This is a genomic window from Paucisalibacillus globulus DSM 18846, assembly GCF_000482485.1.
GTDB classification, from domain to species: Bacteria; Bacillota; Bacilli; order Bacillales; family Amphibacillaceae; genus Ornithinibacillus; species Ornithinibacillus globulus.
Map to the genome: position 1 here is coordinate 232,419 of NZ_KI519438.1, position 13,005 is coordinate 245,423.

Sequence of the window (13,005 nt, forward strand, 5' to 3'; positions counted from 1 at the left end):
TATATCTTATTTCATGATATGCTTAATAGGCATTTCTAAACTTTTATAAACTCTCCACCAAAGGAGGCATCGCACATGGAGTTAAGAGTATTACGCTATTTTCTTACTGTTGCAAGAGAAGGAAACATAACTGGTGCTGCTAATCTTTTGCATATTACGCAACCAACTTTATCCAGACAATTAAAAGATCTTGAGCAAGAATTAGGAACAAAATTATTTAATCGCAGTAGCCACAGTATCATTCTCACTAATGAAGGGATGCTCCTACGAAAGAGGGCAGAAGAAATCATTTATTTGGTTGATAAGTTAGAGGCAGAATTTAGCTCTATGGAAGAAACAATTAGTGGTGATATTTACATAGGTGGCGGAGAAACTGATGCCATGAAACAGGTTGCACGGGTTGCAAAGGATTTACAGTTAAAGTACCCCAGTATACGATTCCATCTCTATAGCGGAAATGAAGATGATGTGACGGAACGGCTCGACAGGGGTTTGCTTGACTTTGGTATATTAATTCAACCAGCAAATATATCAAAATATAATTATATCAATATCCCAGCAAAAGATGTTTGGGGAGTCATTATGAAAAATGATAGTCCTCTCGCATTCAAAGAATCCATTCAAGCAGCAGATTTATTACATGTTCCACTAATTTGTTCACAACAGGTTTTAAAAGAAACTTTTTCAAAAAATGAATTTGCGGATTGGTTTGGTGAGGATTTCAATACACTAAACATTGTATCAACATACAACCTTGCATATAATGCGTCGATTATGGTTAAAGAGGGCATTGGTTATGCTATAACTCTTGATAAAATAGTAGATACATCTAGTAATAGTAATCTTTGTTTTCTACCACTTGAGCCAAGACTTGAATCTGGCTTAAGTATTGTATGGAAAAAACATCAAGTATTTTCTACAGCTGCTGATAAGTTTTTAAAAGAAATACAAGAAAAATTATCTTGTTAACATCAAATTGTATGATATAAAAATAAAAACTAACATATGCGCTCATCTTTTTGAGAATGTGTTAGTTTTTATTATGGTAGCACGAAAGACAATTTTAATATATCTCTCATCCTTCCATTATTTAATAGAATGATGTATTGTCCTCTCCAAATCTTCTATACAAGCATCCTCAGCAATATCTGTATTCTACTTTCAATTAACTTCCGATAGCAAGATTCGATATAACTTATCGTCATTCTCCTGAGGATTTCCACGGCCATCTGTATTATTGCTAATAAAGTATAGATAGTCACCCTCTATGAGTACATCTCGAACTCTACCAAGGCCATTTATGACTTCCCGGTATTCACCCAATTCAAGGTCAAATTCTAAGACGGCAGTTCCCCTTAATGCTGCAGCATATAGTTTCCCATTATAATAATCCATTCCAGATGGCGCCCAAGTTGAATCATCTCCAGAAGTAAATACTGGCGTGACCAACCCATCTTGTTCTTCATCCCCTTCAATAATTGGCCATCCATAATTTTGGCCAGCTTCTATTCTATTAATTTCATCATTTGCATCGTTTCCATGTTCACTAGCATATAATACTCCGTCAGGTAACCAGGTAATTCCTTGAGGATTTCGATGTCCATAGCTATAGACGTAGGAATCAGAAAATGGATTATCATTTGGAATCGATCCATCTAAATTCATTCTTAAAATTTTCCCTCCTAACGAATTAGGATCTTGTGCGATTTTACGGTCAGATGCATCCCCAACTGTTGCGTACAGTTTTCCATCTGGTCCAATTTTAATCCTACCTCCGTGATGGTAGGTACCACTTGGGATATTATCAAGAAGTATTTTCTCTTCCCTCCAAACATTATCTTCGAAGCGAAGTGTTATCAAACGATTAAATTGTCCGGAACGATCCTCAAACGTATAATAAGCGTACGCTAGATTCGATTGCTTGAAGTCGGGAGCAAGCACAAATCCAAGTAATCCCGCTTCTGAAGCTGTTGCAAGTTCTTTCTTAAGCTCTACAGTCTGCCTCTCCATTTCACCATTTTCTATTTTCACGATGGATCCAGACCGTTCTGTTAGATAGAAAATATGATCACTTTTTTCAATTGACCACGGGATATTGAGATTTTCCGCTAGTACTTCTAATTCATCATTTTCTTGTTGGATTAGTGGTGTGTTGTGTTTGTCATTGTTATTCAATGCATCATCTTGTTGTTTATTTGAGGAACAACCAACTAATAAGAGAATAAGCATCACAAATACAACTAAGACTCTTTTCAACAAAATCACCTCTCCTTTAGATAGTAACCAAAAAACCTGTCCTTCATAACGATTAACTACAGAACAGGTTTAAAGGCTACAAATTATTAAGCACTTCTTCTATTGCATGCACTTTTATTTTTGAATGGGAGGTATGCCATAGTACCTTCTTATCCTTAAAGAGAAAAATCTGTGGTGATTCATGCTTAACACCTGTATCCGCTTCAATTTGATTAGATACAACTCTAGTCTTTTGTACCTTTACCAAATAACTGCCTATCTTTTCCTCATCTGAATTCTCCAGGAACTCTTGATATTGTTTGAGGGCCCTTGCACTATTAGAGCAAGATGTACTATGTTTAAACAATAATATAGGCTTGTTCGCAGATGTTTCCATTGCATCCTCTAAATCTTGGTGATTTAAAATTTCTATTATTTTCTCCATTGTATTACCTCCTTAGCATGCTTATGATTATTGTATTTCAACGTATTATAAAATAAAACGCCCCCGTACTGTTCTTCTATAGGTTGACATCCTTGATACAATGATACAAGAAGTATCTGTAATTAGTTATGAATTATAATAAATACTGTATCTGTCCAATAAATCGAGTACACCTATTTGCAGATTAACTTGGGAATTATTAAGGTGATTTTGCACTTTCAAAAATTGATCCATTGAAAATTGATCCATATTCATAATAACACGTTCATTACTGAGCTCTTCATACTTAAGTTCCGGTATAAATCCCTTTAGCTCTTTAACTAATTTACTATTATTCCTAGAGCTGAATTTCAGATAACTTTCTTCTTGCAAAACTGTTTCTCTGTAATCTCTAGAGTAGATAAAATCCCCATCCTTTAATAGAAAAATTTTATCTGCATACTTCTCAAGATTTTCTAAAAGGTGAGAGGCAATAATAATAATTTTTCCCTCTTTCTTTTTTTCTTCCAAAAGTTTTGATATAAGTTCAACATTATCTGGATCCAATCCATTCATTACTTCATCCATCAGCATATATGGTGTATTAGCTACAATTTGCATCGCCAAACATAATCTCTGTCTCATACCTAGTGAGTATTGGTATGTTTTGTTCTTAACATAATGAGATATATTTAATCGTTCTATAACCTCATTTGGATCAATTGACGTTTGACTCCACATTTGACGATATATATGTAAATGATCCATACCAGTTAAATGATTATATAAATCACTCTGGTCTGGCATCATTGATATTAACGAACGAATATGTGCTTCATTTTTCTTATTTGTGTACCGAAACTTATTATCAAATACTACTTCACCTTGATTCGGAATAACATAATTCATTAATACGTTTAATAAAGTAGATTTACCTGTTCCATTAGGTGCAACTAAACCAATAATCTCTCCAGGATTTAAAGTCTTTGTAATACCATTAAGTACCTTTTTCTCCCCAAATTGTACAACAATATTGTTTAACTGAATCATTTTGAACCCTCCTACTTATTTCTGTTATATTGTCATTTTTTTCTTCTTTATAACTAACCAAATAAGCAAAATTATCAGGATGGAAGTCGAAAAAAGTACCATAAAACCTTTTTCAGTAGTAATTGAATCTGTAAAAAGAGCATAATTTCTATAACCACTAATGACATCACCAATTTGAACATAGGAAGTAGGTAGATAGCTTAACCAATCATCGAGAATCTTTCTTCTTTGATAGTAGGTTATTTCTATAAAACAAATAATGCCGATTGTTAGATTAAAATATTCATTCTTCAATAGAATGCTTATTAAGAGTACTAAACTGATAATTAAAACAAACCATAATAACAACATGACTACATATTTAGACAGAAACATTCCCATTGAAATGCTTTCGTATGTTCCATTATTTAAAAAGGCAAAATTATATACTACTGCAGGTAAATCCAATGTTCCAAATCCATCACGAAATCCAATAATGAGAAATGCCGGAAGTAATATTGCAATACTTGTTAAACACCCAATTAAAGCAACAAGTCCCTTCAGCATCATTCGTTTGAATGGTGTCATTGGAAACCCGTTTACAATACTAGGGTGTTTTCTATCTTTCATAACGATATCGTTACTCAAGAGTAGGCATGTAAGCAGTAGTATGTATGGAAGACCTGATTCTAATAGTCTTTTAAGGGTTTGAAGGGCCGTTCGTTCTTCAAAAATATTTAAATTTAATTCATAATTCGCTGATGCATACTGGCTGTATCTTTCAGCAGAGTAAAGATAATTGTAATGTCCATCTTCTTTAGCATGCTTATTACCATAAGTATAATATCTAGGGTTATAACGGAGAACATCATACGGATCTGTTTTTATATTCTCATCCGCATATAAGTACCATTCATGTGTTGCTTGAGCATAGGAATATAAATCTCCATTAGCTAAAGCGGTTAGCCTTTCACCGTCAAGTTCATTCCATTTTGGATATACTAGAGCAGCGAATATAGTAAGGGGATGAGAACCGTTCCTAACCTCTACATTATCTAGGAATTCTTTTCGATCTTCATACCTTGCCTCAACTTCTTCTTTATTGACAGATTCAATTGGTTGATAGGCTGGTGCGATATAAAGAGCATAATAGAGACTAGCAATTAATAATAGTGCAAATATAATTAGGTTTTTATGATTGCTAAAAAACCCTTTTAGCTCCCACTTAATATAATTCATTATACGTTCCCACCCCCTATAGTTACCATTTTACTTTGTTTTATTTGACTACGATAAAACTGCCAATAGATAAAGAGAAACATAATAACTATAGTAATGACTAAAACGATGAATCCATTGTTTAACGTAACCATCTGGTTCCCAGTAATTTCTGCAACCTGGCCATTTATTACTGATGAAAAGTTCAAATAGTTAAAAGGTAGAAACCAAAACCATTCTCCCAGAGCTGGTATTAATTGGGGAACGAAAAATAAAAAGAAATGTACAAAAATAGCAATATAAAGGTTTTTAAAGTAATAATTTAATATGATAGAAATTGTTAATGCAGTAAGAGATAAGCAAATAAAATATAGGAATGCTAATCCTAAGTACTCCCAAATAGCAATCGTAAAATAATCACCGTTAAATATTGCAACAGGATACGTGAGATCTATACCATATTTAATAGAAGCAACAATAACTGTTATTACAAAAGTGATAATTAATAAACCAATCATGTAAACCAGATAACTAAACACTTTGGCAGACAGTTTTGAGGCCATCGTAAACGGATAACCATTTACAAGTGATTTGTGATCTTCTTCATCTAGCAAAATATCCGAAGAAAATATACCTACCAATAAGTACCACCCAACACCTAATACTAAAAGTAACAGAATTATATACGTGGGAAAGTTAGAATTCTCCACTAAAAGTCTCTCATTTTGGTCGTCTATGGCTGTGTAAAGTACATGATCTAATTGATTTTGACGATAGGTTGGTATGAATTGGGATACATTATTATATCCATCCATTGAATAGATTTCATGACGCACCTTTGTTAGTTCAATTGCACCTTGTATATAGGTTGTATCATCATCCATAATAAGGCCTAAGGATCTATAGGCTAATTGATTGGATTGGACATTTAAATTCCGATAAATTGGTGTCGAAACCTCTGGATCGGTAGCGTCTGTATTTCTAAATAGATCAAGCGCAGTATTTTTCGCAATAACTTCCGCTGCAGTCGCGGCCTCAAGCTCTCTAAATTGACTATTTTCCAAATAAATAAAAGAACCAATTATAAAAAGAATTAGCACAGAGAGGATAGACCTAAATTTTAAATTCTTACGCTCTACTAAAAATATTGTTTTCATTAACCTAAACACATTTATCCCCCTCAAAATACTGGACAATATACTGCTTAAAAGAGATAGCACCTTATTTTTTCTCTTGTTTACAGGTTTTTCACCCATTATACAATCCATTCAAAACTATATATTTTACTATTATACATAATAATTTTCTGAATTTATATAGTAGTCGATGTTTTGTAAGTTATTAATATTGAATACTTACTAGTCTTGATTCTTTTTTTCTCTAGCTATATACCTTTATACCAACTAATTTGGACAAAAAAAGGTCTGGATCATTGTTGAATCCAGCCTAAATTTTTAATGCATTGAGATGGAACATCCCTATTTGGGTGGTTAATGAATAGCCATCAGAATACATAACGTTTCCCCAATACCCTTCCCGACTCATGAAGGAAAACCGGGCAAAGACCAGCCCGATCTTTTTCTGCCTGCTAAAAGCTAGAGAACATCCGTTATTTTATATTCATGGCCATGTATTCATTTGTATACTCCGTATAAATTTCCCCTCCACATTGTTCACAGCTAAATCTTGTTGTATAAAAAGGCACAATAAGCAGAATATGTCCGCTTATTGTGCCTTCTTTCCTTGCAAAACTTCCGATTGTCCCTTAAAGAACCGTCCCCATGCATACTCTTCAAAGCTAGTCAAAACTAATCAAAACTCCATAGCCGAGGGTTCTATTTTTCAATTCTAACCCGTAGCTTTCCATCCCTTCAGGTACTTTAAATTCTAGTACGGCGTGTATTTTTCCATCTTCTCGTCCAAGCAACCATTCTTCGTTCTCCCATCCTTCTACTTCTAATATGGTAACTTTTTCTGGAGAATAGGTTTCTTCACTATTAATCAGAGTAAAGTAGCTCTTTGGTTTTATATCGTAATCCGAATCACGTGCTTCAAAAGTAAATTCGATTGCGATACCCTTCATTCCAGATTCAGCTATAACTAACGTGCTCTCCACTTCTTTTGCTGCGTAGAATAACTGATTACCCCATCCAACATCTTCACTAGTTTGACTAGAGTTAAACTGGAACAAATAATCATCAACACCTATTAGGGTAATCTCGTCATCCGCATCATCAGCGTTCACATTTTGCTCATCCGTATCCTTTGGCTCCTTAATCGAAGCTTCTCCTTCTGTTGGGCTGAATGCGTACTCTACTTCATTTCCATCGTTTGCTTGTTCAATATTAGGTGCAACCTTGATCATCGTCATCAAAAAGGTCCCCACTAATAATACAGATGTTGAAATGACAACCCATTTCAATCGTTTTTCCACTGCTTTCCGATTGGTAATATTTCCTCCCATCCCTTGATTAGGAATAATTCGAACTGCTCGTTCCGCCGGGAAGATTGTTCCAATAACCCCAATCACCACCGGGATTAATCCAGTTGCTAAAATAAATCCAATTTCTTCTGTAGGGAAAGCTCCATATAGTCCCCACATGATTAAAAATGCAAGGCTTAGACCGATTAATGCCGCAAATAATCCACTAAAGACTCCTTCGGCCAAGATTAACCTACGAATACTCCACCTTTTCCATCCAATAGCCTGTAGTAGTGAAATTTCCTCGCGTCTTTCGGATACATTTTGCCACATGATCTCCGCTGTCGTTAAAATGGCAATGCTCAAGGATACAAGGATTGCAACGTAATGGGCTGGTCCTATTTCTAATGCAACATATTCCCCTAGTAAAGAGGTATACATAATGCCTCTTAATCGGAATGTAATGTATAAAAACACAGCCAAGAGCGCTGTTGGTAACGCAATTGAAATAACCGATAAAATGCTTCTCTTCCATTTTCCAATAAAATGATTAAAAGCCATCCGATTAATTCCTTTAGTTTGGAAAATCCGCTTACTTATACCCGAAATTTCTCCAGTTCGCATTGCTTCGTAAGGGGAAATATTACGGGTTAGTAGCATTGGTATGAATGATCCGAACACATATACAATGAACCCAAATAACCCAGTCCACAAGAAACGATTAAAGGATAGGCTTGCATCACTCGAAATATAAACAAATCCGAGCATCATCCAAGAAGTTACCGCTACAAAAATACCGATGATACTAGATTCAAAGAATAATAACCGACTCAACTGATTTGGTCGCCAGCCAATAGAAAGTAATACAGCAAATTCTTTTCTTCTAGCAAGTAAGTTGACAATTCCAGAAGCCCAAACATAGACAATTGCAACAGCAATAACACTCCCAACAACACCGGAAAAGCTAATTTTTGTTTCTTTAAATATAGAAATGGAAGAACCTATATTTACCCATGGTTGCTGTAACCACCCAATGTCCTCCCCTCCATTTAATCCCGGAACATAAGAGAGTGCTAATTGTGGTGATGAACCAAGCGTGATATCCGTTATAAGCCCTGTTCTATTCTCAATCTCGTTAGCAACTTGTTCTAATATTGCTTGACTTTCATCACTTAAATCCGCAACTCCTGCGACTTTAATGCGGATTGCCGAAATCGGCTTTTCACCAAGTATATTTGCAGCTGCCTCTATCGTCGTTAACATTCCTGGTGGATCGGTTAAAAAGCTATACGGATCCCCTGTAGGCTTTAATTGTTTTGGTGGATTGATTGGATTTCCATTGACGTCCATGACATACTCAGCGCTTGCCGGACGATAGGTTTCCATTGGCAATTCCGTTGTTGGATCCATCGAAATTGCTAAATTACTGGCTTCGTAAAATCCAATCCAGTTAGGCTTCATACGTGGTTGATCCAAGAAGTTCTCTGCGATTAATATTGGCTCTCGAAATGTGTCCTTATTCTGATAGACCCCCACAGCATCATCACTATTTTGGAAAGGAACGACTTGATAGGTATACGGCCATCGATCAGCATAAGGACTTGAGATTTCTTGATACTCTAGTGGGCTCGGCTTAAATACAATTCCTGTAACATCTTCATCTACTTGAGTGATAATTTCTAGTGGATCCTCGTCTTCATTGCTCTCTTCCTCTTCGTCTTCCTCTAATACAACAACCTCGCCCGTTTCCCAATCTACTCCAGTCATCCTGTTAATAAATGCATGGAAAGTCTCTTTTCCAGTAACAGAAAATGTATCGATTACTTCAGCACTTAATGTGTCCAGATAGTCTTCTCCGCCATTTTCCCTTACTTTTTCCATTACGGCATCTGCATTCTCTTCATTAATTTCGATGTCCAACTTTTCAAATGTAATCTGTTCCAATTTATCCACGTAGGCTGTTTGATTAACAATAATCGGTATTTCGTGATACCCTTTCCCTTCATCGAAATAATACGTATCCGTATCAACAAAATACCTACTCGTTCCTAATTCAATGATGGCTTCATCTAATCCAACTAACTTCGCTTCTTGTTCTGGATCAATTCCAGCCAAAAGGGAATGGCCATTAACTAATAAATCTAGATATGGGGCAGCAACCCCATATTCCGGCCCCTTATTCCTAAGATCCCAAACGTTAATTGGGAAGTAGTAATTATTTATTTTTGTTTCCTCACCTATTCCGTTATTTACCGTTGTCTCCATCATTCTTCTATAAATACCGGGCTCAGTTAATTCAACTTGGCCATAATTCACTGAATATGATGCATATCCAATCATCGCAATCGGAGCTGCAACCTCTATACCCGGGATAGCTTTAATTGTTTCATATTGTTCAAGACTAATTCCCCCACTTAAGCCACTTAAGTAGTTCGGTTCTAATAATTTCCTTTCCTCAGTAACACTCCGGGTTCCTTCTGGTCGAACCACAATATCATACGAGGCAGACCACCTTTGTTGTAAGTTGTCTACGATGGTCCCTTTATTCGATTCAGACAATCCAATTAAATAAGTCAATCCAGCACTAACAATAAAAGCACCGATAATTAACAGAATAAACCGTTCCTTCCGCCTCCACCAATTCTGCCAAATAAAGCGAATCACGAAGTAACACCCACTTTATCGGAAAGTACTACTCCATCCTTCATAGTTATGATGCGATTCGCTTTGGCTGCCAAAGCTGGATCATGGGTTACAAATAATACACCACATCCCTCTTGTTCATTTAATTCTTTTAATAAATCATAAATCCGTTCTCCAGTCTCCGTATCTAGATTTCCAGTAGGTTCATCCGCAAGTAACCAGCTAGGTTTATGTACAATTGCGCGGGCAATAGCAACTCGCTGTTGTTGTCCACCTGATAATTGGGATGGAAGTGAATTCATCTTATCTTGAAGCCCTACTTGTTCCAAGGCTTCTTTTGCTCGCTCTAGTTTATTATATGGGACTTTTCGGGAAAACAATGGGGTAAGGACATTTTCTAGGGCTGTTAATGTTGGGAGTAGATGAAATTGCTGAAAGATGAAGCCTATTTCTTGGAAGCGAAAGTCTGCTAATTTACTTTTGCTTTTCTTTAATATTTCTTCATTGTCATAGGTTATCGTACCCTCACTTGGCTTATCTAGCGTGCCAAGAAGACTTAGTAATGTAGATTTTCCGGAACCAGATGGACCAATGATGGCAGTAAACTCTCCTTTTTCAAACGCCAAATCAACATTCTTTAATGCGATTGTTTTTGTTCCATCACCTTTAAACGACTTCTCAAGATGCTGACATATTATCTTTTGAATCATATTGCTCCCCTCTTTCATACATAATCTTTTTCTTATTTATCATTACAATACACTATATTACAAAAATGTGTCAATTTATTATTTAGACTTTTCAGATAATAAGCAGAACATCTTAAGGAGGGAGGAAGTTAACATTTACAATTCTAAAACGGCTCTATTAAAGCTTAATGTTAATGTAAGTAAAAAATTAGAACTTCCAATTATCTGGAAGTTCTAATTCGTAATATAGCCTTATTTAAAATATCCCTTATCTTTAATACTGAGAGTTTGTTTGTAACAATATGTTAATGAATAAATTGCATATAAACCAATACATTCAGTATAATATTATAAAAATAGCCACGCTAAGTGTTCTGATAAATCCATTTTTACTCAAAGTTACAAAATAAAAAGGGATAAAGTTTATTACTCTATCCCTTTAGACACTTACCAACTTTAGTTGTGATTTACCATCTTTATTCGCAATTTCCCAACTTAATTGTTCACAACAACACACTTATTAAATTTAACACCCTACTCCACCGTAACACTCTTAGCCAAATTCCTCGGCTTATCAACATCACATCCGCGATGTAATGCTGCAAAATAAGCAATTATTTGTAGTGGAATTACACTTGCCAATGGGGTAAATAATTCATGAACCCTTGGAATGACAAATGCATCATCGTCTTGTTCAAGACCCTTCATACTAATGATTAGAGCATTTGCCCCACGTGCTACTACCTCTTGCACGTTACCACGAATAGAATAATTAACTTGTTCTTGCGTTACAAGAGCTACAACAGGAGTCCCTTTTTCTATCAAAGCAATCGTACCATGCTTTAATTCGCCACCTGCAAAGCCTTCTGCCTGTATATAGGAGATTTCTTTCAACTTTAACGAACCTTCAAGGGATACATAATAATCCAGACTACGTCCAATGAAAAATGCATTTCGAGTAGTCGCCAAATAACTTCTTGTTATTTGTTCAAGCTCTTCTTTTTGATCCATTAATACATCCATTGCATTTGCCACGATTCCAAGCTCTTGGAATAGATCAAATTCCAGATCAACTCCTTTTATCTGAGCTGTGTCTGCTGCCAAGATTGCCAATACTGCAATTTGTGCGGTATAAGCTTTTGTTGATGCAACAGCAATTTCAGGTCCTGCATAAAGATGTAATGTGTAATCAGCTTCACGAGAAAGGGTGGACCCTGGCACATTTGTAATCGTTAGTGCTGGATATCCCATTTCTTTTATTTTTACTAATACTGCACGACTATCTGCTGTTTCCCCACTTTGGGAAATAAAGATAAATAATGGTTTTTCCGAAAGTAATGGCGTATTATAAGAAAATTCACTGGATACATGTACCTCTACAGGAACACCAGCTAATTTTTCAATTAAATTTTTTCCAACAAGACCAGCATGGTAACTTGTTCCTGCTGCAATAATATAAATGCGATCGCACTCTTGCATTGCAGCACGAATATCTTCATCTAATGTTAATTCACCATTTTCATCTTGATACTCATTGATAATTTTACGAATAGCAATTGGCTGTTCATCCATTTCTTTTAACATAAAGTGTGGATAAGTACCCTTTTCAATATCGCTCGCATCAATTTGTGCTGTATATGGTTCACGTTCCAAAACAGTACCATCAAGGGTTTGAATCAAGACAGAATCACGTTTGACAATTACAATTTCTTTATCATGAATTTCAAGATATTGATTTGTTACCTTTAATGTCGCCATAGCATCACTTGCCACAACATTAAATCCGTTACCCAAGCCTACAAGAAGTGGGCTTTTATTTTTCGCAACATAGATTGTTTCGTTATCCTGATTATCAATCAAAGCAATTGCATAAGATCCATTTAGAAGCTCTATGGCTTTATGGAAGCTTTCTAGCGTGTTTTGTTCTTCTTGATAGAGTTTATCAATTAGTTGAACGACTATTTCCGTGTCTGTTTCACTTTTGAATTCTACACCTTGAAGATAATCATGCTTTATGTCTTGGTAATTTTCTATAACTCCATTATGCACTAGGGTAAATCTTCCTGATGCACTTTGATGTGGGTGTGCATTATCGACACTTGGTTCTCCATGTGTTGCCCAGCGTGTATGTCCGATACCCATTGTCGCATGAACATTTTCATCTACCTTATCTCTTAAGGTAGCAATACGGCCTTTTACTTTAAAAAGATTTAAACCATTTTCATTTAATAAAGCAATACCAGCAGAGTCATAACCGCGATATTCTAATTTCTCTAGTCCATTTAGTAAAACTTCTTTTGAATCATTCTGTCCAATATATCCTACAATTCCACACATTCGTTTTG

At 35.6% G+C, this 13,005-nt stretch carries 9 protein-coding genes; 1 reads left to right on the forward strand and 8 read right to left on the reverse strand.

Going from position 1 to position 13,005, the window contains the following annotated elements; translation table 11 throughout:
- The first annotated feature begins 75 nt into the window (after window positions 1–75).
- Window positions 76–969: a LysR family transcriptional regulator gene (locus K332_RS0118355; RefSeq protein ID WP_026908793.1), complete on the forward strand. Its 894-nt coding sequence runs from the start codon at window positions 76–78 to the stop codon at window positions 967–969.
- A 192-nt stretch (window positions 970–1,161) separates the two neighbouring features.
- Here K332_RS0118355 and K332_RS0118360 read toward each other — a convergent pair whose 3' ends face one another.
- The 8 genes from K332_RS0118360 to glmS form a co-directional block, all read right to left on the reverse strand.
- On the reverse strand, window positions 1,162–2,256 hold the full coding sequence (locus tag K332_RS0118360; RefSeq protein WP_026908794.1) for a PQQ-dependent sugar dehydrogenase: 1,095 nt from the start codon (window positions 2,254–2,256) through the stop codon (window positions 1,162–1,164).
- Window positions 2,257–2,332: 76 nt separating this feature from the next.
- Window positions 2,333–2,680, reverse strand: coding sequence for a bacillithiol system redox-active protein YtxJ (ytxJ, locus tag K332_RS0118365; protein WP_026908795.1), 348 nt, complete (start codon window positions 2,678–2,680; stop codon window positions 2,333–2,335).
- 126 nt (window positions 2,681–2,806) lie between these two features.
- Complete coding sequence (locus K332_RS0118370; RefSeq protein WP_026908796.1) at window positions 2,807–3,709, reverse strand: ABC transporter ATP-binding protein; 903 nt, start codon at window positions 3,707–3,709, stop codon at window positions 2,807–2,809.
- 24 nt (window positions 3,710–3,733) lie between these two features.
- Window positions 3,734–4,927 (reverse strand): hypothetical protein, encoded by a 1,194-nt coding sequence (locus tag K332_RS0118375; RefSeq protein WP_036689284.1) that lies wholly within the window; start codon window positions 4,925–4,927, stop codon window positions 3,734–3,736.
- On the reverse strand, window positions 4,927–6,075 hold the full coding sequence (locus K332_RS0118380) for an ABC transporter permease (RefSeq protein ID WP_026908798.1): 1,149 nt from the start codon (window positions 6,073–6,075) through the stop codon (window positions 4,927–4,929). The genes K332_RS0118375 and K332_RS0118380 overlap by 1 nt, the downstream gene beginning before the upstream one ends.
- 629 nt (window positions 6,076–6,704) lie before the next feature.
- Window positions 6,705–9,992, reverse strand: coding sequence for an ABC transporter permease (locus K332_RS22870; protein ID WP_051359524.1), 3,288 nt, complete (start codon window positions 9,990–9,992; stop codon window positions 6,705–6,707).
- Window positions 9,989–10,681, reverse strand: a complete 693-nt coding sequence (locus K332_RS0118390; RefSeq protein WP_026908799.1) for an ABC transporter ATP-binding protein — start codon at window positions 10,679–10,681, stop codon at window positions 9,989–9,991. Before K332_RS0118390 ends, K332_RS22870 begins: the two co-directional genes overlap by 4 nt.
- 513 nt (window positions 10,682–11,194) lie before the next feature.
- Window positions 11,195–12,997 (reverse strand): glutamine--fructose-6-phosphate transaminase (isomerizing), encoded by a 1,803-nt coding sequence (gene glmS / locus K332_RS0118395; protein WP_026908800.1) that lies wholly within the window; start codon window positions 12,995–12,997, stop codon window positions 11,195–11,197.
- Window positions 12,998–13,005 lie beyond the last annotated feature (8 nt).

Excerpts from the sequence above, each read along its gene's own strand:
- K332_RS0118375 (WP_036689284.1), bottom strand. The coding sequence starts at position 4,927 with ATGAATTATATTAAGTGGGAGCTAAAAGGGTTTTTTAGCAATCATAAA.
- K332_RS0118355 (WP_026908793.1), top strand. The coding sequence starts at position 76 with ATGGAGTTAAGAGTATTACGCTATTTTCTTACTGTTGCAAGAGAAGGA.
- K332_RS0118390 (WP_026908799.1), bottom strand. The coding sequence starts at position 10,681 with ATGATTCAAAAGATAATATGTCAGCATCTTGAGAAGTCGTTTAAAGGT.
- ytxJ (WP_026908795.1), bottom strand. The coding sequence starts at position 2,680 with ATGGAGAAAATAATAGAAATTTTAAATCACCAAGATTTAGAGGATGCA.
- glmS (WP_026908800.1), bottom strand. The coding sequence starts at position 12,997 with ATGTGTGGAATTGTAGGATATATTGGACAGAATGATTCAAAAGAAGTT.
- K332_RS0118370 (WP_026908796.1), bottom strand. The coding sequence starts at position 3,709 with ATGATTCAGTTAAACAATATTGTTGTACAATTTGGGGAGAAAAAGGTA.